Annotated in this window: 24 protein-coding genes; 8 read left to right on the top strand and 16 right to left on the bottom strand. The window is 67.9% G+C overall.

Going from position 1 to position 25,344, the window contains the following annotated elements:
• Nucleotides 1-135 precede the first annotated feature (135 nt).
• The 4 genes from NNX35_RS05240 (at nt 136) to NNX35_RS05225 (ending at nt 2,596) form a co-directional block, all read left to right on the top strand.
• Nucleotides 136-732: an RNA polymerase sigma factor gene (locus tag NNX35_RS05240; protein WP_255765456.1), complete on the top strand. Its 597-nt coding sequence runs from the start codon at nt 136-138 to the stop codon at nt 730-732.
• Entirely contained in the window at nt 698-1,750 is a 1,053-nt protein-coding gene (locus NNX35_RS05235) for a CU044_5270 family protein (RefSeq protein WP_255867178.1), read from the top strand. Before NNX35_RS05240 ends, NNX35_RS05235 begins: the two co-directional genes overlap by 35 nt.
• Nucleotides 1,751-1,835: 85 nt before the next feature.
• Complete coding sequence (locus NNX35_RS05230; protein WP_255867177.1) at nt 1,836-2,327, top strand: DUF2975 domain-containing protein; 492 nt, start codon at nt 1,836-1,838, stop codon at nt 2,325-2,327.
• On the top strand, nt 2,327-2,596 hold the full coding sequence (locus NNX35_RS05225; RefSeq protein ID WP_255765453.1) for a helix-turn-helix transcriptional regulator: 270 nt from the start codon (nt 2,327-2,329) through the stop codon (nt 2,594-2,596). Before NNX35_RS05230 ends, NNX35_RS05225 begins: the two co-directional genes overlap by 1 nt.
• Here the strand turns inward: NNX35_RS05225 and NNX35_RS05220 are convergent.
• Nucleotides 2,593-4,266 carry an FAD-binding protein gene (locus NNX35_RS05220; protein ID WP_255867176.1) on the bottom strand — a complete coding sequence of 558 codons (1,674 nt, stop codon included), beginning with the start codon at nt 4,264-4,266 and terminating at the stop codon, nt 2,593-2,595. The two genes, NNX35_RS05225 and NNX35_RS05220, sit on opposite strands and share 4 nt — an antisense overlap.
• Before the next feature lie 79 nt (nt 4,267-4,345).
• Between NNX35_RS05220 and NNX35_RS05215 the strand changes: the two genes are divergently transcribed.
• A complete protein-coding gene (locus tag NNX35_RS05215) occupies nt 4,346-4,951 on the top strand; it encodes a TetR family transcriptional regulator (RefSeq protein WP_255765451.1) in 606 nt (201 codons plus the stop codon).
• Nucleotides 4,952-4,954: 3 nt separating this feature from the next.
• Here the strand turns inward: NNX35_RS05215 and NNX35_RS05210 are convergent, their stop codons facing one another.
• On the bottom strand, nt 4,955-6,370 hold the full coding sequence (locus NNX35_RS05210) for a PLP-dependent aminotransferase family protein (protein WP_255867175.1): 1,416 nt from the start codon (nt 6,368-6,370) through the stop codon (nt 4,955-4,957).
• On the opposite strand from NNX35_RS05210, the gene NNX35_RS05205 reads away from it, so the two are divergent.
• Nucleotides 6,369-7,307, top strand: a complete 939-nt coding sequence (locus NNX35_RS05205) for a DMT family transporter (RefSeq protein ID WP_255867174.1) — start codon at nt 6,369-6,371, stop codon at nt 7,305-7,307. The genes NNX35_RS05210 and NNX35_RS05205 overlap by 2 nt on opposite strands.
• A 22-nt stretch (nt 7,308-7,329) precedes the next feature.
• Here NNX35_RS05205 and NNX35_RS05200 read toward each other — a convergent pair whose 3' ends face one another.
• Genes NNX35_RS05200 through NNX35_RS05170 form a run of 7 tightly spaced genes read right to left on the bottom strand, consistent with a single transcriptional unit; the run spans nt 7,330 to nt 14,026 of the window.
• Complete coding sequence (locus tag NNX35_RS05200) at nt 7,330-8,121, bottom strand: SDR family oxidoreductase (protein ID WP_255867173.1); 792 nt, start codon at nt 8,119-8,121, stop codon at nt 7,330-7,332.
• 57 nt (nt 8,122-8,178) lie between these two features.
• The gene (locus NNX35_RS05195; protein WP_255867172.1) at nt 8,179-9,537 is read right to left on the bottom strand and encodes a PfkB family carbohydrate kinase; all 1,359 of its coding nucleotides are present in this window, start codon (nt 9,535-9,537) and stop codon (nt 8,179-8,181) included.
• The gene (locus NNX35_RS05190) at nt 9,534-10,160 is read right to left on the bottom strand and encodes an SIS domain-containing protein (RefSeq protein WP_370646956.1); all 627 of its coding nucleotides are present in this window, start codon (nt 10,158-10,160) and stop codon (nt 9,534-9,536) included. The genes NNX35_RS05195 and NNX35_RS05190 overlap by 4 nt, the downstream gene beginning before the upstream one ends.
• Nucleotides 10,157-11,413 carry a glycosyltransferase gene (locus NNX35_RS05185; RefSeq protein WP_255867171.1) on the bottom strand — a complete coding sequence of 419 codons (1,257 nt, stop codon included), beginning with the start codon at nt 11,411-11,413 and terminating at the stop codon, nt 10,157-10,159. The genes NNX35_RS05190 and NNX35_RS05185 overlap by 4 nt, the downstream gene beginning before the upstream one ends.
• Nucleotides 11,410-12,438 (bottom strand): glycosyltransferase, encoded by a 1,029-nt coding sequence (locus NNX35_RS05180; RefSeq protein WP_255862262.1) that lies wholly within the window; start codon nt 12,436-12,438, stop codon nt 11,410-11,412. Before NNX35_RS05180 ends, NNX35_RS05185 begins: the two co-directional genes overlap by 4 nt.
• Nucleotides 12,435-13,496 carry a glycosyltransferase family 9 protein gene (locus NNX35_RS05175; RefSeq protein ID WP_255862794.1) on the bottom strand — a complete coding sequence of 354 codons (1,062 nt, stop codon included), beginning with the start codon at nt 13,494-13,496 and terminating at the stop codon, nt 12,435-12,437. Before NNX35_RS05175 ends, NNX35_RS05180 begins: the two co-directional genes overlap by 4 nt.
• Complete coding sequence (locus NNX35_RS05170; protein WP_255765444.1) at nt 13,493-14,026, bottom strand: HAD-IIIA family hydrolase; 534 nt, start codon at nt 14,024-14,026, stop codon at nt 13,493-13,495. The genes NNX35_RS05175 and NNX35_RS05170 overlap by 4 nt, the downstream gene beginning before the upstream one ends.
• 157 nt (nt 14,027-14,183) lie before the next feature.
• On the opposite strand from NNX35_RS05170, the gene NNX35_RS05165 reads away from it, so the two are divergent.
• Nucleotides 14,184-15,122 (top strand): glycosyltransferase family 9 protein, encoded by a 939-nt coding sequence (locus NNX35_RS05165; protein WP_255862263.1) that lies wholly within the window; start codon nt 14,184-14,186, stop codon nt 15,120-15,122.
• On the opposite strand, the gene NNX35_RS05160 is transcribed toward NNX35_RS05165, so the two are convergent.
• The 6 genes from NNX35_RS05160 to NNX35_RS05135 all read right to left on the bottom strand — a co-directional run bounded on the left by NNX35_RS05160 (nt 15,119) and on the right by NNX35_RS05135 (nt 22,298).
• Nucleotides 15,119-16,153 (bottom strand): S66 peptidase family protein, encoded by a 1,035-nt coding sequence (locus NNX35_RS05160; protein WP_255867170.1) that lies wholly within the window; start codon nt 16,151-16,153, stop codon nt 15,119-15,121. The genes NNX35_RS05165 and NNX35_RS05160 overlap by 4 nt on opposite strands.
• A gap of 62 nt (nt 16,154-16,215) precedes the next feature.
• Nucleotides 16,216-17,013 (bottom strand): sigma-70 family RNA polymerase sigma factor, encoded by a 798-nt coding sequence (locus NNX35_RS05155; RefSeq protein ID WP_255862265.1) that lies wholly within the window; start codon nt 17,011-17,013, stop codon nt 16,216-16,218.
• Nucleotides 17,014-17,116: 103 nt separating this feature from the next.
• A complete protein-coding gene (locus NNX35_RS05150; RefSeq protein ID WP_255765440.1) occupies nt 17,117-17,446 on the bottom strand; it encodes a hypothetical protein in 330 nt (109 codons plus the stop codon).
• Between the two features lie 97 nt (nt 17,447-17,543).
• Nucleotides 17,544-17,966, bottom strand: coding sequence for a hypothetical protein (locus tag NNX35_RS05145; protein ID WP_255862266.1), 423 nt, complete (start codon nt 17,964-17,966; stop codon nt 17,544-17,546).
• A gap of 283 nt (nt 17,967-18,249) precedes the next feature.
• Entirely contained in the window at nt 18,250-20,625 is a 2,376-nt protein-coding gene (locus tag NNX35_RS05140; protein WP_255862267.1) for an LPXTG cell wall anchor domain-containing protein, read from the bottom strand.
• A gap of 353 nt (nt 20,626-20,978) precedes the next feature.
• Nucleotides 20,979-22,298 (bottom strand): LPXTG cell wall anchor domain-containing protein, encoded by a 1,320-nt coding sequence (locus NNX35_RS05135; protein WP_255862268.1) that lies wholly within the window; start codon nt 22,296-22,298, stop codon nt 20,979-20,981.
• Between the two features lie 324 nt (nt 22,299-22,622).
• Between NNX35_RS05135 and NNX35_RS05130 the strand changes: the two genes are divergently transcribed.
• Nucleotides 22,623-23,603, top strand: coding sequence for a DMT family transporter (locus NNX35_RS05130; protein WP_255862269.1), 981 nt, complete (start codon nt 22,623-22,625; stop codon nt 23,601-23,603).
• 195 nt (nt 23,604-23,798) lie between these two features.
• On the opposite strand, the gene NNX35_RS05125 is transcribed toward NNX35_RS05130, so the two are convergent.
• The gene (locus NNX35_RS05125; protein ID WP_255765435.1) at nt 23,799-25,340 is read right to left on the bottom strand and encodes a long-chain fatty acid--CoA ligase; all 1,542 of its coding nucleotides are present in this window, start codon (nt 25,338-25,340) and stop codon (nt 23,799-23,801) included.
• Between the last annotated feature and the right edge of the window lie 4 nt (nt 25,341-25,344).

Here is a 25,344-nt window from a genome sequence, read left to right as displayed (position 1 = left end):
CGGCGCCGCGCCGGACTCCCTGCGAGTCCGGGCGGCGCCGTCGTCGTTTAATGTGCAGGTCGCTGAAACAGGGGAAAGACGAAAAGAAAATCGGGGGAACCGTGAACCATTTGCGGTGAGCGGGCATTACAGGGTGTGAACACAGACAAAGAGATTGTGGAGCGGTCGCGGAGCGCCCCCGCCACATTCGGGGAACTCTATGACCGGCACGCGCCGGACATCTACCGGTACGCGGCCCGCCGTGCCGGTGACTTTGCTGCCGAAGACGTGATGGCGGAAACCTTCCTGGTCGCCTTCGAAGGGCGGGCAGGCTTTGACGGGCCGGCCGAAGCCGTGCGGCCCTGGCTCTTCGGCATCGCCACCAATTTGCTGCGCCGGCACCATCGCGCCGAAGCGCGCATGCTGCGTGCCCTGGCCCGAAACGGCGGCCGCGGACACTCCGCGGACGGGCTCGATGCGGTGGACGCGAAAGTGGATGCCGACGGCGACCGGTCCCGGATCGGTGCGGCCCTGCATGCGCTGGCACCGATCGAGCGGGAAGCCATCCTCCTCTACGCGTGGGCGGACCTGACCTACGACGGAATCGCCACCGCCACCGGCGTGCCTATCGGCACCGTCCGCTCCCGCATCAACCGTGCCCGGCGCAAGCTCCGGGCCGACCTCGGCTTTGCCCTTTTCGACGATATGGACAGTGATCATGGACGAACTGCACCTGCTCCGCACAACGCGTAACAGCACCGGAACGGTACTCCCGGCCGTCCTGGCCGCCGGGCGGGAGAAACTGATGCAAAAGGCCGCGGAAGAGGAATCCTCCCGTCGCGCGGCGGGCCCGGTGCACGCCCGGCGGCCCTGGCGCCGCACTCTGTTGGCCTCCGCCGCGGCTGCGGCGCTCGTTGCAACGCTCGTGGCGGTGGACGTCGTCGGAGCCAATGAACGCCCGGGTGCGACGGCGGAGGCGGCCTTGGTCCTCAACGCTGCGGCGACAGCCGCGATCAACACGTCTGATCCCGTAGTCCAGCCAGGCCAGTACCTGAAGATCAAAACCACCGGCGTGATAATGATGTTCGAGCGCGGGCCCGCAAATGACGCCACCCACCGGTGGCTAGCCAGTATGGACCGGCAGATGTATGTGCCGGCCGATAGGACCGGGGAATGGGTCTGGGCCTCGGAGCCCAGCGCACCGGTGCAATTCTTCGGCGAAGGTTCGCGGCAGGCGTCCGAGAGGATGGCGGCGGAAAGGCGGGCCTTCGGAATGCCGATGGAAGGCGAAGTGCTGCGTGCACCCGGCGGGCAATGGGGCGGCTCCGACTGGTATGTCCTCAACGATATGTCGCTGAACGAGGTGATTAAAAGCGCCCCCCGCGACCCGGACGAATTGTTGAAGATGATCTATGCACAAACAGAGGGCAACCACTGGAACACGGAGGCCGAAGCCTTCATGGCCTTCGCGAATATCCTGCGTACGGGAGCCGTTCCTGCGGACCTGCGTGCTGTGATCTACCAAGCCATTGCGCTGATTCCGGGAGTGTCCCTGGTGGACCGCGAGGCCACGTTGGATGGGCGGACCGGAGTCTCCCTGGGAATGAAAAGCAGCAATTACCGGGCCAGGATGGAAATCATCATCGACCCGGCGTCCGGCCACGTGATCGGCGAGCGGGAGGTGCAGCTCAGGGAGGACAAAGGGGTCCCGGCGGGCACCGTGACTGCTTGGACGGCAATCACCGCCTCCGTGGTGGATTCGGCGCCCTAGTTTGCCGGAACCCCTTGCTGGACCTCTCGATTGTCGATAAGTATTGATTGTCCTTCAATCGAAGTGGTCCGGTAGGGAGAGCCTGATGGGAAAATCAACCATCCTGGCATTGCGGATAGTGCTGGTGCTGGTGTTCCTCGGCACCCTGTTTGTGCAGGCCGTGCTGGTGCCGCTGTTCGGCATGGACCTGGCCGAGGCGGGCGCCGAAGCCGTCCGTGTGCCGGTCCTGGCGATTGTGGTGCTGGGGGTCCTCGCCTTCCAGGTCTGCCTGGTCTGCGTCTGGCGCCTGCTGACCATGGTCCGGCGGGGAACCGTGTTTTCCTCTGCGGCTTTCCGTTACGTGGATGTGGTGATTGGCGCGCTCTCGGTGGCAGCCCTGCTGCTCTTTGCACTGGGGGCCGTGCTGGCACCGGGGGAAGGGGTGGCTCCCGGCATTGTCCTGCTGATTGGCGGCATGGGGGTGACCGTTGCGGCCGGTGCCCTGCTGGTGCTGGTGATGCGGGCGCTGCTGGCCTCCGCCGTCGACACCGCGGCCGAGGCCAGCCACCTGCGCGCCGAACTCGGCGGGGTGATCTGATGCCGATCATTGTGGACATCGACGTGATGCTGGCGAAGCGCAAGATGCCGGTTGGGGTGCTGGCCGAGCGGATCGGCATCACCCCGGCGAACCTGGCCGTGCTGAAGAACGGCCGTGCCAAGGCGGTGCGGTTCACCACTCTGGCTGCCCTTTGCGAGGTACTGGACTGCCAGCCCGGGGACCTGCTGCGCTGGGAGGCCGGTGAAACGGACGGGGCCGACGACAGCGGCGGGCTCCTCGTCGCCGTGCCCCGCCAACCAGCAGACTAGGCCATCGATTCATCTGCCGCGTCCGTGAGGATCTGGCCTCCTTGCGGGTCTTCCCGTCCGGAAGCCGTGTCTTCTGCCAGTGCGGCTTTTAGCCGAGCGGCAGCGTGCTGTCCGGCACGGCGGCCGCTGAAAATGCAGTCTGCGAGTGATAGTCCGCTGACGTAACTGTTGGAACAGACGCCGACGGCATTGCGGCCAGCGGCATAGAGGCCAGGGATAAGCGTCCCGTCCTGCCGTTTCACCAGCCCGGACTCCCCGTCCACCACCAGTCCGCCCAGCGTGAGGCCCGGAATCGGATAGAACGGCGAGGCATCAACGGAAATGTCGTAGGCATAGAAGGGAGCCTTGCCTACGGGAACGGATAGTTCAGGAGCTTTATGGGCGGGATCGCCGGCGCCGCTGGCAATACCTTGGTTGTAGGCCTCTACGGTTTGCTGCAGACCCGAGGCATCAACACCGATTTTCATCGCCAGCTCCGCGAGGGTATCCGCTTTCTTGTGGCCCACGGTCAGAAGGAAGGCGACCTGTAGCTTTTGGAAAATCTGGGTCTGGGACCGGACCTGGCCGCGCGCTTTCTTCCAACTTACCGAGTCATAGACGGCCCAGCCCTTGCCGCCGAACTCCCGCATCAGCACGTTGCCGTGGGTGGCCCCGTAGAGATCCTCGTTCTTGATCCGGAGGCCGTTCAGCCCCACGGTAACTCCTTCTATGAAGGCGCTCGGCGGGGAGAGGAACCGCCAGGCCGTCACGTTGCCCATCTTGGCCGTGGCTCCGCCCGCATCCATGCCGAGCTGGATTCCCGACCCGTCATCCGCCGGTGTTCCCAGCGGGGAAATCCCGGTAAATTCCGGGGCGTAACGCTGGACCCATTCCTGGTTGTAGATGAAGCCTCCAGCAGCCAGAACCACTGCTGTCGCGCGGGCTTCCTTCTCTTCGGCGCCGTTTTCCCACAGGCTCTTGATCTTCGCCACCGGTCCCTTCACCAGACCGGGGGCCCAGTTGCCCAGCTTCCCCGTGAGCCGGGTCAGCCGTGCGTGTTCCGCCGCATTGGCATGGTCCTGCCCGAGTACGCGGTACCGCACCCCCACCACGCCGCCGTCCTCCACGATCAGGTCACTCACTTGGGCCAGTGGAACAAACACCACCCCCTTCCGCCGGGCGGCGGCAGCGAGGGCTGACCACAGCACCTTGCCTGAAGCCAGTCCCTTGGCAACGGCGCGGTGTCCACGCGGCGCGGGTTCGGCGGTGAGGTTGTACGGATAGGCCTTCTCGTTGCCGGAAAAATACAGGTAGTGCTGATCGGTGGGGTACGACGTCTTGTAGGACGGAACGCTGCTTCCGAAGACCACTCCCTGCTGCTCCAGCCAGGTGATTGTTCCCGGGCTCTGGGCGCAGAAGCGGCGAAGCGTTGAGTCGTCAACACTGTTTCCCGCCTCCTGCCGCAGGTAGTTGTAGAGATTCTCGACGGTGTCTTCGTACCCGGCCTCGCGTTGCTGCCGGGTGCCGCCACCTGCATAAACGACGCCTCCGGAAAGGGCGCTCGCTCCGCCGCCGTAAGACCGGTCCAACACCAACACCCGTGCTCCGTTGTCGGCTGCCTCAATGGCTGCTGCCGCACCTGCGTCTCCGTACCCCACTACGATCACATCGAACTGCTGCACTTCGGGCATAACGACCTCCTTGTCGGTACCTCAATTCCGGCAGAGTCTGCCATAACTCGCAGAACCGGACAAGGGCTACGGTTGAGCCATGAGTTCGAGCAGACGGGCACCGGGACGGCCCCCGCTTCTGGAAGACGTTGAATTGCGTGCACGGGCATTCGACGTCGTCGTCCGGCAGGGCTACGAAAACGTCACCGTTGGAGACATCGCGGCGGAGGTAGGAGTAAGCGTCCGTACCCTGCATCGATACTTTCCTGCCAAGGCGGACATTGTCTGGGGAGCCGTTGACTCTGCTTTTGAGGCGTTGAAGCAGGGGTTCGATCAAGCGGGAGAGGACCTTCCCCTCATCGACCTCATCATCGCCGCCGTCACGGCGGCGTTCGGCGAACCCGATGAACATTCCGTGCTCAGCCGCCAGCGCATGCGGCTGATCGTGACCATCCGCGAACTGCAGTCCAGCCAGTCGGAGATGTACCAGTTGTGGCACGGTCAACTGGTAGAGATCATCTCCAGGCGACTGGGTGAACCCGAGGACGGACTCCGACCGAGGGCGCTGGCCTCGGCCGTGCAGGCTGCGATCATGGAAGCCCTCGCGTTCTGGGCATTCCAGGATGATGCAGACACGCCTTCGGCGGTTGTCGCCAAGGCGCTGAGGGCGTTCGAGCTGTTGAATGCGGCGGCGGCGCGGGACTAGCGGTCAGCCGTGCCGGTGCTGCTCCAGCACCCGCCCCAGGATGCGCGCCCCCTCGCCGAACGCTCCGGGATTCGGCCCGGAGTAGTTCAGCCGCAGATAGGCACCGGCCTGCTCGGCCGGAAACCACTCGTTCCCCGGTGCCACCCGCACGCCGGCGCTTTCGCAGTCCCGGGTGAGGGCGGGGAGGTCCGTGTTGTCCGGCAGGCGCACCCACAGGTTGAGTCCGCCCTTGGGGACCGCCTCCACCTGGGCTAGCGGAGCGTGCTCCCGGAGCGCATCAATCAGCAGGTCCCGCCGTCCTGCCAGCTGGGGCCGCAGCTGGCGCAGATGCGTGCGCCAGGCGGGCTGGGTGACGACGTCGAGCGCCACCGCCTGCAGTATTCCGCTGACATATACGGAGGATGCCTGGAAATCCGCCAGCAGCCGTTCGCGTGCAGGGCCGCGGGCAATGATGGCCGCCACCCGCACCGCCGGGGAAATGCTCTTGGTGAGGGAGCGCAGGTACACCACGTGCCCGCCGTCATCGCGGGCGGCCAGGGGCGCGGGATCAGCGGCAATGCCGAAGTCATGTGCCCAGTCATCTTCGATCAAAAACGCCCCGTGCCGCCGTACGGTCTGCAGCACCTGGTCGGCCCGCTGCTGCGACCAATAGGCACCGGTGGGGTTGGCGAAAGCGGGCTGGGCGTAGAAAGCCCGCGCACCGGTCTGCGCGAAGGCGCGTGCCAGCTCCTCCGGGTCCGGTCCGTCACTGCCGCTGGGTACCGGGACCACCTGCACTCCGGCCTGCGCGGCGGCCAGGATGGCGCCCCAATAAGTGGGGGATTCCATCAGCAGCGGACGTCCGGACCCCACGAGGGCGCGGAAGGCGGCGCTGAGCCCGATCTGGCTGCCGGGGAGGATTACGACGTCGGAGGCTGCCGGAGGTGCCACCCCCGGCGGGGCATCCCTGCCCAGTTCGGCGGCAAACCAGGCACGCAGTTCGGGCAGCCCGGCGGCGGGGGAGCGGGAGAGGGCGGCGTCGGTGCGGGCGGCGCGGGCGAAAGCTGCCCGGACCAGGCGTCCGGGCAGCAGCTCCGGGTCCGGATAGCCGGAATGCAGCGCAATCACGTCATCCGCCACGGACCGCATGGCGGTGGAGAGGGTGGGCAGGCTGCGCGGAGCGCCGAGGGCGGCGGTCTGCCAGCCGTAGTCGTGGGCGCGGGCAACGGTGCGGGCGCGGACGAAAGTTCCTGCACCGGGCCGGCCTTCCACCAGGCCCAGGGATGCCAGGGTCCGCAGCGCTTTCTGCACCGTGACCGGGCTGGCTCCGTGCCGTGCCACGAGCTCCCGGGTGGACGGCAACTGTGCCCCGGGAGCCGCCGCCAGGATCCACGAGCGCAGGTCTGCCACGATCCGGTTCGCGCTGCTACTATCGGCCATGAAGCCACATAATAGCGCTACTCTCCGAGTGCCAACAGTGCTACCGCCCAGCCGCGAGGGCCTGTGGTGGGGCCTGCTCGGCGTCACCGCCTTCTCCTTTACCCTTCCCTTCACCCGACTCGCCGTGGCGGGCGGCATGGCGCCGCTTTTTGTCGGATCAGGCCGGGCGGTGGTCGCCGCCCTGCTCGCTGCCGCCGCGCTTGCACTGACCCGGCAGCGGCTGCCGCGGGGCACGCAATGGGCGCGCCTGGCCCTGGTGGGCGGCGGCGTGGTAGCCGGTTTCCCGCTGCTGACCTCCTTCGCGCTCGCCACCGCCCCGGCCAGCCACGGTGCCGTTGTCACCGCCCTCCTGCCCGCCGCCACCGCCGTGATGGCAGTCCTGCGCACGCATGAGCGTCCGCCCCGCCGGTTCTGGGTTATGGCCGCCGTCGGGGCAGCGGCCGCCGTTGGGTTCGCGGCCATCCAGGGCAGTGGGCTGGCCGGGCTGCACCCGTCGGACCTGCTGTTGTTCGCCGCGGTGATCGCCGGAGCGGTTGGCTACGCCGAGGGCGGCATCCTGACCCGGGAGCTGGGTGCCTGGCAGACCATTTCCTGGGCGCTGGTGCTCGCCTCGCCGGTGATGGCAGGCCTGACTGTGTTCAGCCTTGCCGGGAGGGCACCTGCCGGTGGCCCGGGGGAATGGGCTGCCTTCGCCTACCTGGGTGTGGTGAGTATGTTCCTGGGCTTCTTCGCCTGGTACCGCGGCCTGGGCATCGGCCCCATGGCCCAGGTCAGCCAGGTACAGCTGGCCCAGCCGGTGCTGACCATCTGCTGGGCAGCCCTGCTCCTGCATGAGCAGCTGACCTGGGCCACCGTCCTGGGCGGGCTGGCCGTCATCCTCTGCGCCCGCGTCGCCGTGCGGACCCGCGGACGGAAGGCGCCGCCGTCGTCCGCGTGACCGGCACGCACCGGAGCCGGGCTCAGGGCCAGGAATCCTCCTGATCGTGGCAGATCAGCATTTCGCGGACCTCGCAGCCGGCGGGCTGGCCCAGCACGAAGAGGATCGCGGCAGCCACGTTCTCCGGATCGTTCAGCCGTGAATCGTCCTGCGGGCGGTACTGCTCGGTGCGGTCCTCGAAAAACCGTGTTTTCATGCCGCCGGGAATCATGGTGGTCACACCCACCTGGCCGCGGGTCTCGGCGGCCAGGGCGCGGCTGAAGCCGATCACCCCGAACTTGGAGGCGCAGTACGCCGTCGCATCGGAGACGGCCTTGAGCCCCAGCGTGGAAGCCACGGTGATGACCCGGCCGTGGGAGGCGGCCAGATACGGCAGGGCGGCGCGGACCACGGAGACCGTGCCCAGCAGGTTCACGCCGATGACCTTTTCCCATTCCTCCGCCGCCACGTCTTCAAGCCGGCCGCAGCGGTCAATACCGGCGGCGGTGACCACGGCATCGAGTCCGCCCAGGATCTGCGCCGCCTCCCGGACGGCCGCTTCCACGCCGGCGCGGTCCGCCACGTCCACCTGCACGGCCTTGGCCTCCGTGACGGCGCTGATATCCCGGTCCAGCACCACCACGGACCCGCCGGCGGCGGTCACGGCGGCACTGACGGCGGCGCCCAGCCCGGAGGCGCCGCCGGTGACCAGCACCCGGCCGGTAAACACCGCGGGAAGGGGGCGCGTTTGGAGGAGGGGGTCCGGAACCGGGAGAGGACCGGGCACAGGATCGGGCAGCGAAGCCGGCGCGGGGGCCGCGGGGAACAGGGTCATGGGAATTCCTTTCGACGGAGTTATTAGGGGGGCAGTGGAGCCAGGGGCCGGGGCCGCTCAGCCGACCTTCGCGAGTGCGGAGGCCAGGGCCGTGGTGGAACGGGCCGGATGGAACGGGACGGTGACCGTTTCCCCGCCCCAGGAACGGATCAGCGCGGCCTCCGGAAGTTGGTCTTCGCGGTAATCCCCGCCCTTGACCCAGATGTCCGGGCGCAGCCGCTCCAGCACGGCGGCCGGGGTATCCTCTTCGAAGACCAGGACCCCGTCCACGCATTCCAGGGACTGCAGCAGTTCCGCCCGGTCCCCGGCACCGATAATCGGGCGCTGCTCTCCTTTGAGCCGCCGGACGGAATCGTCGGAGTTCAGGCAGACAATCAGGCAGTCGCCCAGCCCCCGGGCCGCCAGCAGGGTGCGGGCATGTCCGGCGTGGAGCAGATCGAAGCAACCGCCGGTGGCCACCACGGTTCCGCCGCGCGCCCGGACCTGCGCCGCCGTCGCCATCGCGTCCGGTGGTTCGGTGCCGAAGATGGGGTCTTCCGCGTCCAGTCCGGCCACCCCGCCGGCGGCCAGGAAAGAGGCCGCCGCCTGCACCGCGCCTTCGGCGGCGGTTTCCAGCCCGTCGCCGTCGAGCAGCCGCACGGCGATGGACGCGGCAAACCGGTCTCCGGCACCGCATGCGTCCTCGGCGGAAACCTTCGGGGCCGGAAGGATCTGTGCCAACCCCGCTGCGGGGAGGGCCAGCGCGCCCTGCGCCCCCAGGGTGAGCACGACGGATTGGCTTTGCCAGCGGGTCAGCAGTTTTTCCGCCGCCCGAAGTGCGGCCGGAACCCCGCCCGGTGCCTCCCCGGCAGCGGACAGGGCCTCAGCCAGGTTCGGCGTCACTGCCGCAACCCCGGGCACCGGATCGGCCCCGGCCGGGTGCGGGTCCCAGACCACGGGGATACGCCCCGCCAAGGTCCCCAGCAGGTCCCGGAGGGCCGGGTTGGCCGTGAGCCCGCGGCCGTAGTCGGCAACCACCACCGCATCGGCCGCCGCGACCACGGACAGCATCTGCGCGGTGACCGCAGGGACCGGGGCGGGGGAGCAGCCCTGGTCGAAGCGGACCACGGCGTGGGTGCCGGCCCGGATCCGCGTCTTTACCGGTGTGGGAGCGTCGGACGGGCCGGAGGTCAGGGGGATGCCGGCCAGCGCGGTCCGCAGCAGCCCGGAGGCGTCGTCGTCGGAGAGTACCGTCACCAGATGGACCTGCCGGCCGTCCCGCTCCAGCAGGCGCGCCACCAGGCCCGCTCCGCCGGCCCGGCGTCCGACGTCGTCCACGTCCACCACGGGCACGGGCGCGTCGGGGGAGAGGCGCTGGGCCGAGCCGGAAATGTCCGTGTCCAGCAGGACATCACCCACCACTACGATTGTCTTCACGCGGTTCCTCCTGCCGCGGTGAGCCGTTCGATCTCGGCGTCAAAGGACCGGCAGAGGGCATGCAGGGCAACCAGATGGGCCTCCTGTGCATTTGCTGCCGGTGCATCAATGGCAATGAAGTCCTCACAGGCCGCCGCGAGCGGATTCGGCGCCCGGCCGGTCAACGCCCAGGTCCGCAGCCCGGCAGCGTGTGCGGCCTGCACTGCGGCCAGCAGGTTGGGGCTCGCGCCGCTGGTGGAGAAGAGGATGAGGACGTCTCCGGGCCTGCCGTGGCCCCTCACCTGCCGGGCGTAGAGCTGGTCGAAGCCGTAGTCGTTGGCGATGGCCGTCACGGCTGAGGTTTCGGCATGCAGGGCAATCGCGGAAAACGGGCGGCGCTCGCCGTCGAACCGTCCCACCAGTTCCGCGCTCAGGTGCTGGGCTTCGGCCGCGGACCCGCCGTTTCCGGCGGTCAGCAGCCGGTGCCCGGCCAACAGGCGGGCCGCCAGCTCAAGGCCCCATTCCGTCAGGTGCCGGGCCTGCCGTTGGAGGGAGAGCAGGGCCGGCTGCGCCTGGGCCAGGTGGTCCAGCACTGCCTGCTCCGGCCCGGAGACGGGCGCGGTGACCGGTGATTCGATGCTCACAGCGCTTTCCCTCCCAGCGACTGCAGCCGTCCGGGCCTCGCCGCGGTGCCCAGCGCCAGCTGATAGGCCTGCTCCGTCTCCAGCGCCACCCGGTCCCAGGAGTAGCGGGCGGAGGCGCGCTGCTTGCCTGCTACGCCGAGCCGCCGGGCGTAGCGGGGGTTCTGCAGCAGCTCCGAGAGCGCGGCGGCCAGGGCTGCCGGATCCCGTGGCGGCACATGCAGGCCGGTTCTGCCGTGGACCACGGTGTCGATCAGCCCGCCCACTGCCGAGGCCACAACGGGGACTCCGCACGCCATCGCTTCCAGCGGCACGATCCCGAAGGGTTCATACCAGGGCGCGCACACCACGGCATCGGCGCTGCGCAGTACTGCGGGCATTTGTTCGCGGGGGACCTGGCCCCGGAGCAGCACCCGGTCCGCCACATCCAGGGACCGGGCGAGGGCCAGCAGCCGGCGGGCCTCCGGATCCGATTCCAGTCCGGCACTGTCACTGGAGCCGCCGACAATCAGCAGCTCCACATCTTCCAGGCCCTCGTCCCGCAGCAGTGCAAGGGCCCGGATGGCCAGGTCCACGCCCTTGCGCGGCACCAGGCGCCCGACGGCGGCAATCCGGTGCCGCCGTCCGCGTGGTTCCGCCGGCCCGCTGGAAGAGAAGAGGGACAGATCCACGCCGCAGGGCGCAATGGAGATCCGGCTGCCCGGCACCCCGATGGCCTTGAGTTCGAAGACCTCGTCCGAACAGGTGGCCAGCACCCGGTCCGCCCGCCGGCCCACGGAGGGTTCCAGCCAGGCCCGTTCCGGCGGGGACGTGTCCTCGGCACCCTGATGCCGTTTCTTCACGGTGCCCAGGGCGTGGAAGGTGTGGACCACCGGCACGCCCTCGTCTCCGGCGCTCCGGGCCGCCTCCAGCGCGGCGAGCCCGGACATCCAGAAGTGCGAGTGCACGACGTCGGGCGGTTCGGTTCCCCAGTCGGCCAGCACGCCGCCGGCCAGCTGCCCCATGTACGGCAGCAGGTCATCCTTGGGCAGCGGCAGGGCCGGACCGGCGGTCAGGTGCACTACCTCCAGGCCGTCCTGCACCTGCACCCGGTCCGGGAGCCCGGGATCGTCCCTCCGCGTGTACACCTGCACGGTGTGGCCGCGGGCGGCCAGCGCCACGGACAGCGCGGCCACATGCACGTTCTGGCCGCCGGCATCCACCCCGCCCAGTGCGGCCAGCGGACTTGCATGTTCGGACACCATTGAGATTCTCACTGTTGTCCCCCTCCTGTTGATGCCGGTGCGGTTCCCGCGGCCGGAAGAAACGTTGCGGCGGAAACCGTCTCGGTCAGCAGGTCCGCGAAGAGCCGGTCCCAGTCGGAGAGGAACCGCTCCAACCCGTACCGGGCCAATGCCGCCGTACGGGCGGCCCGGCCGCAGGCGCGTGCCTGCTCGGGCTCGGCCAGGAACATCCGTGCCGCCCGGACCAGCTCGTCGGGATCGTTGCTGGCCATCCCCGCCTCCGGCGGGATTGCCCGGACCGCTTCAGTGGTTGCAAGGGCCAGGACCGGCAGTCCCAGATGCATAGCCTCAAGCAGGGACAGGCCCAGCGACGTCCAGCGCATCGGGTGCAGGTAGGCCCGGCAGCCGGCCAGTTCCCGGTGCAGCCTGGCAACGGGCAGGTCGCCGCGGACCAGCAGGCGGTCTGCGCCCAGCAGTCCGGGCAGCCGTTCCGTGCCCATCCCGAAGATTTCCAGCGGTGCGGCCCGGGCAAATCCGGGCAGGAGATCGGTGCCGGCCACCCGGCTGCGGCGGACCGGCTCGTTCACCACCACTCCAAGATGCGGGCGCTCCCCGGTGTAGCGGTAGCCGGGGTCGGGGATGCCGTGTTCGATCACCCGTACCGGCGCCCTCCCGGTGTCCCAGATCAAGCGGTTGAACTGCGTGACGTGCACAACCGGGATGTCCGTTCGGCCCGCCAGCGGATGCCGGGTCTCGGGCACGTTGCCGCGCGGGGTGTTGTGTTCCAGGTACACCGCCGGAATGTCGCGGCCGGGCCGCCTGCCGAGCAGACGGGTGCAGGCTTCGATCTCTTCGGGACGCTGCAGCACGACGACGTCGATCTGCTGTGTGCGTAGATCTTCCGGCACCACTTCCACGGCAGCTGCCGGCCAGGACCGGCCGCCGCGTCCCAGCCCCCAGCCATCCCGTGCGGGAGTAGCCGGCAGCAGGTACTCATGGGCGCCGCGGACAAAGGCCTCCATCCAGCCGCCGTGCACGTGCCACAGCAGAATCCTCATCGGTGCCTCATTTCACGGTGCGTCTGCAGCGACGGCACGCCGGTGACCAGGCGCTGCACCGCTTCCACCACCTGCTCTGGGGAAACGCCGGAGAGGCAGGGATGCCCGGGCACCGGGCAGATCCGGGCACGGGTTCCGCTGCAGGCAGCGTGCTGGTTCCCCAGCAGTTCCAGCGGAACCCCGTAGGGCGCCCACCGGATGGCGGGCACCACGGGTGCGAAGAGGCTCACCACCGGAGTGCCTGCCGCGGCCGCCAGATGGGCCGGCCCGGTGTTTCCGGCCACCACCGCGTCCGCTCCGGCCAGGACTGCCGCCAGCGTGGCCAGATCCGTGCGTCCGCCCAGGTCCAGGCCGGCTACCGCCGCCACGGTGGCGGTCAGCTCCTTCTCTCCGGGGCCGCCGGTGACCACCACGCGGAAGCCGGCGGCGGTAAGCAGTTCGACGGCGGCGGCATGGTGCAGCGCCGGCCAGGCCCGGGCCGGGACGGCGGCACCCGGATGCACCGCGATGTAGGGTCCGGTGCCCACCAGGTGGGAGACGTCGGGCAAGGGTCCCAGCCGCAGCCGGCCGTCGTCGCCGGCGGGAAGCGGAAAACCTGCGGCGGCAGCGATCCGCAGCGCACGATCCACCTCCGGCTGGTCTTCGGGGAAGTCCTCCCCGGGTTTGAGCCGGTGGGCCAGTAAGGCACCGGCGTAATCCGAGGACGCCCCCGTAATAGTGCGTACCCCGGCTTCGCGGAGCAGCAATGCCAGGGGCAGCGGGGACTGGTGGAAGGACGTCAGGATCACCGCCTCCTCGGCCCGGACGGACCGCACCATGACCCGCAGTGCCTCCAGCAGGTCCCGGGAAGGTTCCGGGGCAGGATTCAGGATCCAGGGACAGGACCACTCCAGCACCTGCGCGACCCCGGGCAGCAGCCGTCCGGCGGGCGCCCCCTGCGGACCGCACAGCAGCACCGTTTCCACCTCCGGTGCCGCCGCCACCGCCCGGACGGCAGGGCCCGCGAGCAGGACGTCCCCGGCGCCGTCGAGCCGGGCCACCAACACCCGGCGGCTCATCGGCTGCCCCACAGCAACTCCACGGCCTCGGCCAGGTCGCCCGCCACGAGCGGAGCCGCGGCGGTTTCCTCGGCACGGGTAGCGGCGGTGGGCACCAGCACGCCGCGTGCACCGGCGGCCGCGGCGGCTCCGACGTCGGCACCAATGTCACCGATGACGGCGACTTCTGCCGGATCGAGCCCCAGGCGGCGGCTGGCCCGCAGCACCATGCCGGGCATCGGCTTGCGGCAGGCGCAGCCGTCGCCCGGTGCATGCGGGCAGATTTCCCAGACATCGAACGGTCCCAGCAGGCCTTCGACGGCGTCGTTCACTCCCGCTACTTCTTCGGCGGACAGCATTCCGCGGCCGATGCCGGACTGGTTGGTGATTACCCCTACGGCCACGCCGGCTTGCCGCAGCCCGGCCAGCACCTCGACGGCGCCGGGCACCGGCCGCACGCGCGCCGGATCCGCGTTGTAGGGCACGTCAAAAATCAGCGTGCCGTCCCGGTCAAACAGGACGGCACGCGGCGGCGACGGCAAAAATCCCATACCGCATCTGTTCCCCGCCGGAAGGGAAGCTAAACACCGCGGGGACCACTTCTTCGACAACCGGATCAGCCGCCCCACGCGTATCCCGCGGCACAATCTTCTGGCAGGATGTGGACGTTCTGGCAGGAGTTGACCCGACCGGAAGGAAACTGCGCCCATGTCCGAGGTGCCCGAGCGTCCCGAACTGCTGGTGCTGCGAGCCTTGAAACTGGGGGATCTGCTGGTTGCAGTTCCGGCGCTGAAGGCCCTGCGGCGGGAGTATCCGGAGCACCGTATCCGGTATGCCGCGCAGGAGTGGCTGCGTCCCATCCTGCCGCTCACCGGCGCCGTGGATGACCTGCTTCCCCTGCACGGCCTGGATGTGCCCATTCCGCTCGAACCCGGACAAATCGACGTGGCCGTGAACCTGCACGGCAGCGGTCCGGAGAGCTGCAGCAGGATCGAGGCGCTGCAGCCCCGTCGCCGGATCGGGCACGCCGGACCCGGATGGGACGGTCCGCCGTGGAAGGACGGCGTCCACGAACGCGAGCGGTGGGCAGGACTGCTGTCCTGGCACGGCATCCCGGCGGATCCGCTGGATTACCGGTTGGCTCCGCCGCCGGCGGCGGAAAACGCACCGGAAACGGTAGTGATCCATGTGGGCGCGGCCTACGGCAGCCGGCTCTGGCCCGCGGACCGGTTTGCCGACGTCGCCCGTGAACTCGCCGCCACCGGTTCCCCGATTCTCTTTACGGGCAGCGGGTCCGAGCGGCAGCGGGCGCTCGCCGTCGCCGCCGCCGCCGGGCTTGGGGCGGAGTGCGTTGTGGCCGGTGAGCTCCGGCTGGACGAGTTCGCCGCCGTGATTTCCCGATCCCGGCTGGTGATCTCGGCCGATACCGGTGCGGCGCATCTGGCGTCGGCCTATGCCCGGCCGTCAGTGGTCCTGTTCGGCCCGGCGCCGGTCAGTGAATGGGGTCCGCCGCCGGGTCCGCACATCGCCCTGACCGACGGAAGCCGACGCCGCGGAGACACCTTCGCCACGGATCCGGACCCTGCGCTGCTGGCGGTCACAGTGGAGGACGTCCTGGCCGCCGTGGATAAGCTCGAGGCGCTCTAACGGTCGCTGAGGCGCAGCCGGCCGCCGGACGCGTCCACCGTTAGATCCGCCCGCCCGCCGATCGGCAGGGTCAGCTGCGGCTGGGTGTGCCCGAAATCCACGTTCGCCAGAACCGGCAGGCCTGCCAGGGCAGGCTGGGCAGCGATCTCCTGCAGATGCGGCAGCGTGATGCCGCTGGACGCCTGGAACCTGCCGATGACCAGACCCTGAATATCTTCCGCGTCCGGCTGCTGGAGCAGGGAGGTGAGGTCACGGGCAAAGGTCATGGGATCGGTGGAGGCATCGTCCTCCAGCATGAGGACGGCGCCGGCCAGCGGAGGCATCTGCGCGGTCCCCTGCAGGAGGTTCAGCGTGCACAGGTTTCCTCCGATAATTCGGCCGGAGGCGCTGCCCTGCTGCACGGGCCACCATCCGGTCCCCGGCCGGGGACTGCGGTTGTCCTGGTCCAGGAACCAGGCATCGTCGGTCCACTCCGGGGAGGGGGAAAGCTCCATCCGGTAGCCGTTCACCAGCGCGTCCTCGAACCACTGCTGCGTTAGGTCAAAGTGGTCCCGCATACCGAAGCTGGACCAGTGCGGACCGGAATAGGTCACCAGGCCGGTGCGGGCGAAGATCGCGTTCTGCAGCGCCGTAATGTCGGAATATCCGCACAGGATCTTCGGATTGGCGGCAATCAGGTCCCAATCCAGATAGGGGAGCAGCTCGTTGCTGTTGAAGCCGCCGATGACGGTCAGGATGCCCTTGACCTCCGGATCCGCAAACGCGTCATGCAGGTCGGCAACGCGGGAGGCGACCGATGTGGAGTCGAAAATGTCGCGCTCATCCACGTGGCGGCCGAAGGAAAGCCGCAGGCCCAAGTCGGCGAAACGGCGTTCGATGAGGGCGCTGTGATCGTGTTCGGCCACCATGGCGCGGCTGGCCGCCGGGGCAATGACGCGCATCAGGTCGCCCCTGGCCAGTTTGGGCGGGACGGTGGCTGGCGGGACTCTATTTTCCGGGCTGGCAGTTTCCGGAGCGGCGGCAGGATCCATGCTGGAACGGTAACAGGGCGCCGTGCGGTATCCGGGGAGGGCAGGGCAGGCCGCGCGGCGGTTCAGGCGGTTGCGCTGCCCCTGGCCGCGGGCGTCGCTGCTTGGCTGAGTGGCTTGGGCGCATCCAGCAGGTCATGCTGCAGCCGCACCAGGATCCTCGCCAGTCCGCGGGAGACCTGCATCTGGGTCAGGCCCAGCCGCTCTCCGATGGCCTGCTGGGATTCCTCGTGGAAATACCGCAGGAACAGCAGCTCCTTGTCCTGGTCCGTCAGGTCCCGCACGGCGCGGCGCAGCATGGCAAGGTTCTCGGCCCGCTCCAGCCGGCCATCGGCTACGGCCCATTGTTCGGCGCCGGTGGTGTCCGCCAAGGCTTCGAGGGATTCCGGGCGAAGGCTGCTCTGGCAGTTCAGTGCTTCCGAAACGGCTTTCGTGGGAACTCCCAATGCCTCGGACAATTCACGGAGTGACGCTTCCCGCCCCAGTGTCTGCAGGAGTTCCGGTTGCAGCCTGGCGATGGCGGTCCGCAGGTCCTGGAGCTGCCTCGGCGGCCGGACAACCCAGGAGTGATCCCGAAGATAGCGCTTGAGCTCGCCATGAATGGTGGGAACCGCGAAGGCGGGAAAGTGCGGGCCGACGGCAGGGTCAAAGCGGCGCACCGCCTTGATCAGGCCCATGTAGGCGACCTGGCGCAGGTCCGCCAGCTCGCGCCCTCTCCCCGCGTAGGCGGCGGCAGCCGTTTCGGCGATTTCCCGGTACCGGAGGACAAGTTCGTTGTGCAGCGCCTGCTGCAGGTCACCGCGTGCCTGGCGGGCCTTTTCAAACGGAAGCAGGGAGGACGGAACACCGGAGAAATCGCTCATGAGCAGCACGGGTTTTCAGGAGCAGGTCCGGCCCCCTGCTGGACCGCCTGATCAGGACACCAGAGCGCTCAGGGGTTATCAATAGTCCGGACCACCTGTTTTGTTACTGCTTCTTGAGCTCTCGGTGGAGCAGAAGGTATAAGCGCCGTGAACGGTCCGCATCCTCCGGCACGGCGGGACCGGCTCCGTTTGCGGCGCCGGCCCGGTCCACGGAGCGGTGCAGGACCAACGCGGCGACGGCGGCCGCAGCCACCGGCACGCTTCCCAGGGCAAGCATAAGACTGCAGTACATCCACAGGAACATCAGGGTGGGCGGGGTGCCGAGCGGTGCCTCCAGGAATCCGGTGGCCAGAACCAGCCAGAACGCCGCACAGACGGCGAGGAGAATCCACGCGGTGCGGCGACTGAGCAGGGTGAGCAGCTTTTGTTCCATGGGAACATCCAGACAGGAAGAACGGAGGTGCCGCCTGCTTGACCCAACAACCCTAGGCCCGCAGGCGGCTTCACCGCCGGTTTTGCGGAGCTTGTCCCTACTTTGTGGACAGAGGGGTTGCCATTCCCGCTGATTCCTCCACAATTATGGATATTTCCCCGGCCGGTGCCTGCTCATCGGCTGCCGATTGCAGTGCGGCGACCTGATCCGCTGGGACCTGGACAGTCACCGCGCCGGCGCGTCCGCTGGTGCTGATCGAGTGCACTTCCAGGTCCGGAACGGGCTTGGCCGCGAGCCAGGCCTGCACTTGGCTGCGGGCCTGCTGCAGTTGGTCGGCGTTGAACGCCACGAGGACCGGCTCTGCACCGGCGTCGCGCACCTTGGCCTCGGCCTCCGGACCGGTTACCGCGACGTGGAGAACGCCGCGGTCAATCCAGCCGTCCGCGTAATCGGCTCCCAGCTCATTCTTGAGGCGCGCGTGCAGCAGCAGGAGCTGGGCAGCGGGTCCGTCCGTTGTCATGGTTGCATCCGATCCTGGTGTAGGTGACGTGGCAGTGCCGGATGGTGAATCCGGCGGGGCGCCCGGGCCTTCGTCTGCGGATAGCGGCGCGCAGCCGGTAACCGCGCCTGCGGCGATCACGGTCGCCAGGGCGACCCCGGCCAGGGATCGGGCTGAAAGCAGGTGGAGCGACGGCGGCGTCCGGTTTCGGATCATGATTCCTCCTGGTGCGTGACAGTAGCTTAAGTCAAAGCGGGTCCCGGCCGTTGGCAGGGACCCGCTTCAGTGTGTACCGCTGGTGCTGTTAGGCGTCCACAGAAACCCGGCGGCGCTTGTTGTACATCAGCGCTGCAGCACCGGCGGCGAGCAGGGATGCTCCGCCTCCGGCCAGCAGGCCGAGGTTGGCGGCGCCGGTGTCAGGCAGCCCGCCACCCGGATTGGCGGCCGGAGCCGGGTTCACCACAACCGGAGCTGCGGTGACCGTGATGCCCGCGGAGGCGTCGGCCGACGGAGCGCTGTTGATGGTCTGGACGGCCGTGATTGCGTAGTCGCCCGCGGTCAAATCGCCCATCGGAACAGACCAGTTGCCGTCTTCGTCCACGACTACGGCCTCGAGGGCCTCGTCATCGACCGCAACGGTCACCTCGACGCCGGCGGTGCCGGTACCGGTGATTTCGTTGGGGAGTGAACCTTCAACGAACTCCTGGCCGTCAGTTGGGGAGGTGATCACCGGAGCGTCGGGTGCGACCGTAAGGTTCAGCGTCGCTGCCGCCGAGTCTTCCTTGCCGGCAATGCCGCCCTGGACTGCGGACAGCTTGTAGACGCCGTACGTCAGCGGTTCCTCGAGGGTTACCGCCCAGTTGCCTTCGTCGTCGACCTCGGTATCGAGAACTGCAGCGGCTGCTACTTCCTCTTCCTCGGCGTCGCCCGGCACAGTCAGGGACACGGTGGCGCCGGCTACGCCGGTGCCTTCAACGGTCTCGATGGAATGCAGCACCGTGGCGGGGGTCGTGAAGACCGGGGCCGGCAGGGGAGCTTCCTTGACCGTCAGTTCGAAGTTGCTGACGGTGGACTTGCTGTATCCGTTGACGGCCTGCGCAGTGATGGTGAGCTTTTCGTCGGCCGGCACCAGGGTCGGTGCCTTGAAGGACCAGGTGCCGTCCGCGGCGACCTCTACCGTCGAGTCGACGCCGTCGACGGTCAGGTCCACGGTCTTGGCGCCCGTTGCGGTGCCGGTGATGACCGCGTCGGTGTCAACGGTGCCGTTGTTCGCCGGGCTGGTCAGCGCGGGTGCGTCCAGGTGGATGGCGAGGGTGTAGCCGGAGAGCACGGGCATGGCACGGTCGAGGTCGGCGCCCGTGACCTTGCCGGAGCCGGGTACGCCCGCGCTGATGAGGCCTACGGCCAGGTTGCCGGAGATCATGGATCCGCCGGAGTCGCCCTGCGCAGCCTGGAGCTGGGCTTCAAACCCTTCAACCCAGGAGCCCTCAACGTTGACAAGATGATCACTCTGCAGGATGGTGCCGCAGGTCCAGAAGGTTGTCCGGCCGGACTTGCAGATCGGTGCGCCCACGACGGGTGAGGTGGTTCCGGTGACCTTCACTGTGGTGGCGGAAAGATCATCAACGTTCTCCCACTGCAGGGTCTCCGGCAGCAGGGTCAGCTCGGGGTTGATGTCGTCGATGACGCCGATATCGGTACCGGGATCGGTCTCGGTGCCGCCGAATTCATAGGTGGCGCTGAAGAGGCCCAGGTCGTAGTCATGATGTTCGAGAGTGGTCTCGGGGAATGCTCCGTCCGGGCAGTGCCCGGCGGTGATGGCGGCAGCCTCGCCGTCGGCGTTGAACCCGGCGAAACCGATGGAGCAGGCAAAGGCACCTTCGGCGGTCGCGAAGAGGTAGCCCGAACCATTCGGAATGTCTTCAAACTTCAACGTGGTCCCGTGGTCGTAGGTGACCGTGACGTTTGAGTACAGCTCGTCGAACTGCTGCGGCGTCATAGGTGCAGTCGTGCCGCGGGCCCTCTGGGAACCCAGCGCTTCTGCGGGATCGCCCACCTTGAGTTCAAACCCCTGCTCAATGTTGCCGCTGACCGACTGCAGCTTGTCCGCACTGCCCGTTGCTGCGGCGTATTCGGACAGGAGGCTCCGGAGATCCGATGCCCGCTTTGCCTTTACATCAGCCGGAGCTTTGTCCTCGGCTGCTTCGGTTTCGGCGGGCTGGACTGCGGGGGACGCCGCGGGGGCCGGTTCTGCGCTGGGAGCCTCCACAACCGGGGCCTCAGGCTTAACGACTGTGGCGTCGAGTTCGGTAGCGAGTGCCTGGAGTTCTTCGCCGCTGCCGGTGATAACCAGGCTGCCGTCGAGGACCTCAATGCCGACGAAGCCCGCAGTGGCCTTGAGCCGCTCGAGGTTGTCCGAGGCCTTCTTGCCGAGGTCGCCTGCAGCCACGAATTCGTCGACGGTCATGCCGAGGTCGCGCTGGAGGGCCTCCTCGAGACCGGGAGCCAGTTCTCCGGTGCCCTGCATTGCAGCGGCGGGTGTTTCGGTCGTGGTCGGCTGCGGGGTGTCCCCGGTATCAGCCATGGCCGGGCCGGCGATGAATGCGCCGCTCACCGCCAGAAGGGCAGCGGCGCTAAGGGCGCCTACCCGTGCGTAGAGCGGGCGTGAACTTTCCTGCATGAAATTTTTCCCCCATAAAACATCGACCACCGGCGTTTCCGTGCAGGCGCACGTACGGCACCTGGAGATTGCGGAGGTAATGAGACTGACACTACTGAATTTGTACCGATCCCGGCCGATTCCCTGAAAGGCCGTTATCCTGCCAATGAATTCAACCGGCCGGAATTAAAGCACCGGGTAACCGAGATCACAGACACGCGAAAGAATAGCGGCCACCGCCCGGTATGGCAAGGCTTGTGCATGGGCGCTTTGCATGCCGGGCCTAACGCCACCGCGTTCGCGAAAAAGGGCATAAACGCGAAGCGGGCCCCGGCTATTCGCCGGGGCCCGCCTCGTCTATTGCTTAGGAATTCCTAGGACTCGGAAGCCGCGTTGCGGCGCCGGTTGAACAGCAGGGCTGCACCACCGGCGGTGAGCAGGGCTGCTCCGCCTCCGGCCAGCAGGCCCAGGTTCGCCGCACCGGTGTCGGGCAGTCCGCCGGCTCCCGGGTTTCCGGCCGGAACGGGATTGACGGTGACGGGCGGAGCAACAACTGCAGCCGTAACGGTGAAGCTGGTGTCGGAGAAATCGGAGATTGCATCCCCGACGGCCTGGATGGCAACAATGTTGTGGGCACCCTCAGCCAAAGGAGTCAGCGGGACGGACCAGTTGCCACTGGCATCGGCGACAGTTGCCTGGATCGCGAGTTCATCCACATCGGCCTCACCGTCGAGGTCGAAGTCGACCACGAGCTCGACGTCCGCACCGGGCACCGCGGTGCCGGTGATTGCTGCCGGCAGCTTGTTGACGGGGACTTCGGCACCCTCGCCCGGGGTGGTGACCACCGGAGCGGCGGGGACCACATCGATGAAGTCGGTGATTGTCTCGGAGCTTTCCTTGCCCTCCTGCGACTGCACGAGGGTCAGGTCATACCCTCCGTAGCCCAGCGGCGTCTCGAGGGCCAGCTCCCAGATACCGTTCTCGCCAACCGTGACAACTCCGGTAATCGGTGCTGCTACGTCCCCGGCGATCGTGATCGTGACGGTGGCTCCCGGCACGCCGTTGCCGGTGAGAACCTTCAGGGAGTCCACGACGCGGGTCGGGGTGGTGACTCCGGGTGCCGGCAGTGGTGCATCTTCAAGGGTCACAACGACAGTGGTGGGTTCTGACCGGGTGTCGCCGTTGATGGCAACTATCGTAAGGGTCAGCGTAGCCCCCCCTTCCGCCGTGAAGGTGGGCGCGAGAATACTCCACGTGCCGTCTGCCGCTACAGCAATGGTGTCCGGCTTTGCTCCATTGATGGACAATTCCACGGAGGTTGCCCCCGGAGCTGTTCCCTTGATGAGGTGGCTCGTCTTAATGACATCACCATCGGCCAGATTGGTCGTGGGCGGCGCCAGAACTGCGGGTGCGGTGGGTGCCTCGGTGGCCGGTGCGGTCGGTTCCTGGGTGGCCGGCGGCGTGGCCGGTGCGGTGGGTTCCTGGGTGGCCGGCGGCGTCGTCGGCGGCGTGGTCGGTTCCTCGGTGGGCGGCGGCGTCGTCGGCGGCGTAGTGGCCGGCGGCGAGGCGGGTGCCGACGGGTCCAGCTCTCCGGCCATCGCGGGGCTGGCAATGAATGCGCCGCTGACTGCCAAAAGGGCTACGGCGCTGACGGCGCCGACCCGTGCCGAAATGTTGCGTGAATTTTCCTGCATGAAATTTTCCCCCATAAAACCGTCAACCTCCGACGTTTCCATGCTGGTAAGGCGGCAAATGGAGAATGCGGAGGAAACGAGACTGAAACTGCTGAACAAGTATTTGAAGTACGCACAGTAATGTGCGCCATCAATAAGTGGTACCTGCACCGGATAGAGACCCATGCCGCAGGTAAGGGCGAGAATAGCGTGCCTCTCCTCAGATAGCAAGGATGCAGATTATCCGGACAAAGAGCATATTGAAAGCGCTCCCCGGGCCGGGTAGCGTCGCCGTCGTAATCCCGGACCCTCAGTCCCGGGCTGTCCTAAACCGCAGGGAGATTCATGGCACGGGCGCGGACAAAAGGCAGCCAAACGGCACTGCGGCCGGGAGCGGCCGGGATTCTCGTGGCGCTGGCATCGTCGGCGGTGTTTGGATTGTCCGGATCCTTTGCGAAGGCGCTGCTGGAAACCGGTTGGAGCCCCACCGGCGCCGTTGCTGTCCGGATGCTCGGAGCAGCACTCGTCCTCGCGGTTCCCACAGCTCTCGTCCTGCGCGGACGCTGGAGCCAGGTGCGGAGCAACTGGCGCACCATCGTACTGTTCGGGTTCATCGGGGTGGCCGGTTGCCAGTTCTTCTATTTCAACGCGGTGGAGCGCCTGTCCGTGGGCGTTGCCCTGCTCCTGGAGTTCCTTGCCCCGGTACTGATGGTGCTTTGGATCTGGGTCGCCACGCGACGCCGCCCCGGCATCCGCACGGTCCTTGGTACGGTGGCCGCCGTGGCGGGGCTGGTCCTGGTCCTGGACCTGGGCGGGAGCACGCGGATTGACCCGGTGGGAGTGCTGTGGGGACTCGCCGCCGCGGTCTGCCTGGCGAGCTATTTCTTCATCACCGCCAAGCAGAACGATTCCCTTCCGCCATTGGTGCTGGCCACGGGCGGGATGTTCGTGGGCGGTGCCACCATGGCCGCGTTGGGCCTCACCGGCGTCCTTTCCCTGGATTTCAGCACCACGGATGTGGACCTGGCCGGCTGGCGGACCGCATGGTGGGTCCCGCTGATCGGCCTGGTGCTGTTTTCCACGGTGCTGGCGTACGTCACCGGGATTATTGCGGCCCGCTCCCTCGGCTCGCGGGTGGCTTCGTTCGTGTCCCTGACCGAGGTGCTGTTCGCGGTCCTGTGGGCGTGGCTGCTGCTTTCGGAGCTGCCACGCCCCGTCCAGCTGGCAGGCGGGTGCCTGATTGTTGCCGGTGTTGTGCTGGTCCGTTCCGACGAATCGGCCGGGCTGCCGGGGGAGGCAGCGGCCGACGTCGAGCCCTACGCCTAGCCGCCGCTTAACCCTTCAATTCCCGCAACGCCTGCGGGCCGCAAACTGGAGACTGGCACTTGCTGGCCCTTCCGCGGGCACCGGAGGGGCCTGGAGGAAGGCGGCTTTAATATTCTCGCGAGCTCTGCGAGCGGAGAATTTCGTTGCCGCCGTTCCAGGCCCCGTAGGGGCCTAAAGGCCCCAGGCCCCGGGCCGCTACACCCCGGGCGCCTCAGCCGCCAGGGGAGCGGAAACCTTGATTTCCCGCTTCAGGATCTTGCCCGTGGGCCCCTTGGGCAGCGCGTCGGTCAGCTCGATCCGGCGCGGATACTTGTACGCGGCCAGCCGGTCCTTGGTGAACTGCTGGATGTCTGCGATCAGCTCGTCCCGTGCTGCGTCGTCAGCGGGCATTGCTTCTTCACGAAGTCCGACCACCGCCACGATTTCCTCGCCGTGCAGCGAATCGGGGATGCCGATGACCGCTGCTTCGGCCACGGCCGGGTGCTCGTAAAGGACCTCTTCGACCTCACGCGGGTAGACGTTGTAGCCGCCGCGCAGAATGATGTCCTTCTTCCGGTCCACTATGTAGATGTTCCCGTCCTCGTCGAAACGGGCCAGGTCCCCGGTCCGGAACCAGCCGTCCGGGATGGCAGCGGCCGTGGCGTCGTCGTTCTTCCAGTAGCCCTTCATCACGCCGTCGCCGCGGACGGACAGCTCCCCGACCTCGCCGACCGGAACGTCGTTGCCGTCCGGGTCCAGCATCCGGACCTCCGTCCCCGCCACGGTTTTACCGATGGAGCCGGGCCGGCGGTCGCCGCCGGGAACATTGAAGGAGACAATCGGCGAGGTCTCCGAGAGGCCGTAACCCTCCAGGAGTTCGATGCCGAAAACCTCCTCGAACTCGTGCAGGATTTCCAGCGGCATGGCGGAACCGCCGGTGATGGCTCCGCGCAGGGATGACAGGTTGGTGGTCTTGACCGCCGGGTGGCGGAGCATGCCCACGTACATGGTGGGCACGCCTTCGAAGATGGTTACGCCGTCGCGCTCGATGATCTCCAGGGCCTTGCCCGCATCGAAACGAGGCAGCAGGCTGATGGACGCGCCGGACAGGACGGACGAGTTCAGGGCCGCGGTCTGGCCGAACACATGGAAGAAGGGCAGGCCGCCGAAGTGGACATCCGTCTCCACCGTGTTCAGCAGGGACTGCGCCACGTAGGCGTTGGTGAGGAGGTTCCGGTGCGTGAGGGCTGCGCCCTTGGGCCGTCCCGTGGTTCCGGAGGTGTAAAGGATCACCGCGGTGTCCTGGTCATCCACTTCAGCCACTTCGGTGCGGCTGTCCGCACCGGCCAGCAACTGCAGGAATGCGGCCGAATCCACGGAAACCACCTCCACTCCGCCGGCCTCTTCCGCCCCGGCAGAGACTTCCCCGGCCACGCCTTCCCACGCGAAGGCAATCCGGGCACCCGAGTCCTGCAGGTGGTAGGCCACCTCGCGGGCCTTCAGCAGCGGGTTCATGGGAACGACGACGGCGCCGTGGCGCAGGGCGCCGAAGTACAGGAACGCCATCTGCGGGATGTTCGGCATCACCAGCGCAACGCGGTCTCCGGGCTCCACGCCCCGGCTGGCGAGGAAACCGGCAACCTTGGCGCTCATGGCGTCGAGGGCGGCGTAGGAGACTACGGTTTCATCTAGCTTCAGGGCTGTCCGCTCCGGAAAGCGCGCCACCGTGTCGGTCAGAATGCCGGCGAGGTTGTGCATGGGG

Source organism: Arthrobacter sp. zg-Y844 (genome assembly GCF_024385465.1).
GTDB lineage: Bacteria > Actinomycetota > Actinomycetes > Actinomycetales > Micrococcaceae > Arthrobacter_B.
The sequence above is the reverse complement of the archived record's forward strand: the minus strand, read 5'-3'. Positions and strand labels throughout refer to the sequence as shown.

Bases quoted from the DNA above. Each gene is read 5' to 3' on its own strand.
- NNX35_RS05150 (WP_255765440.1), bottom strand. From the start codon at position 17,446: ATGGAACAAAAGCTGCTCACCCTGCTCAGTCGCCGCACCGCGTGGATT.
- NNX35_RS05180 (WP_255862262.1), bottom strand. From the start codon at position 12,438: ATGAGGATTCTGCTGTGGCACGTGCACGGCGGCTGGATGGAGGCCTTT.
- NNX35_RS05210 (WP_255867175.1), bottom strand. From the start codon at position 6,370: ATGGCCGATAGTAGCAGCGCGAACCGGATCGTGGCAGACCTGCGCTCG.
- NNX35_RS05170 (WP_255765444.1), bottom strand. From the start codon at position 14,026: ATGGGATTTTTGCCGTCGCCGCCGCGTGCCGTCCTGTTTGACCGGGAC.
- NNX35_RS05160 (WP_255867170.1), bottom strand. From the start codon at position 16,153: ATGGATCCTGCCGCCGCTCCGGAAACTGCCAGCCCGGAAAATAGAGTC.
- NNX35_RS05200 (WP_255867173.1), bottom strand. From the start codon at position 8,121: ATGACCCTGTTCCCCGCGGCCCCCGCGCCGGCTTCGCTGCCCGATCCT.
- NNX35_RS05125 (WP_255765435.1), bottom strand. From the start codon at position 25,340: ATGCACAACCTCGCCGGCATTCTGACCGACACGGTGGCGCGCTTTCCG.
- NNX35_RS05230 (WP_255867177.1), top strand. From the start codon at position 1,836: ATGGGAAAATCAACCATCCTGGCATTGCGGATAGTGCTGGTGCTGGTG.
- NNX35_RS05135 (WP_255862268.1), bottom strand. From the start codon at position 22,298: ATGCAGGAAAATTCACGCAACATTTCGGCACGGGTCGGCGCCGTCAGC.
- NNX35_RS05140 (WP_255862267.1), bottom strand. From the start codon at position 20,625: ATGCAGGAAAGTTCACGCCCGCTCTACGCACGGGTAGGCGCCCTTAGC.
- NNX35_RS05130 (WP_255862269.1), top strand. From the start codon at position 22,623: ATGGCACGGGCGCGGACAAAAGGCAGCCAAACGGCACTGCGGCCGGGA.
- NNX35_RS05175 (WP_255862794.1), bottom strand. From the start codon at position 13,496: ATGAGCCGCCGGGTGTTGGTGGCCCGGCTCGACGGCGCCGGGGACGTC.
- NNX35_RS05220 (WP_255867176.1), bottom strand. From the start codon at position 4,266: ATGCCCGAAGTGCAGCAGTTCGATGTGATCGTAGTGGGGTACGGAGAC.
- NNX35_RS05165 (WP_255862263.1), top strand. From the start codon at position 14,184: ATGTCCGAGGTGCCCGAGCGTCCCGAACTGCTGGTGCTGCGAGCCTTG.
- NNX35_RS05145 (WP_255862266.1), bottom strand. From the start codon at position 17,966: ATGACAACGGACGGACCCGCTGCCCAGCTCCTGCTGCTGCACGCGCGC.
- NNX35_RS05235 (WP_255867178.1), top strand. From the start codon at position 698: ATGGACGAACTGCACCTGCTCCGCACAACGCGTAACAGCACCGGAACG.
- NNX35_RS05205 (WP_255867174.1), top strand. From the start codon at position 6,369: ATGAAGCCACATAATAGCGCTACTCTCCGAGTGCCAACAGTGCTACCG.
- NNX35_RS05155 (WP_255862265.1), bottom strand. From the start codon at position 17,013: ATGAGCGATTTCTCCGGTGTTCCGTCCTCCCTGCTTCCGTTTGAAAAG.
- NNX35_RS05215 (WP_255765451.1), top strand. From the start codon at position 4,346: ATGAGTTCGAGCAGACGGGCACCGGGACGGCCCCCGCTTCTGGAAGAC.
- NNX35_RS05225 (WP_255765453.1), top strand. From the start codon at position 2,327: ATGCCGATCATTGTGGACATCGACGTGATGCTGGCGAAGCGCAAGATG.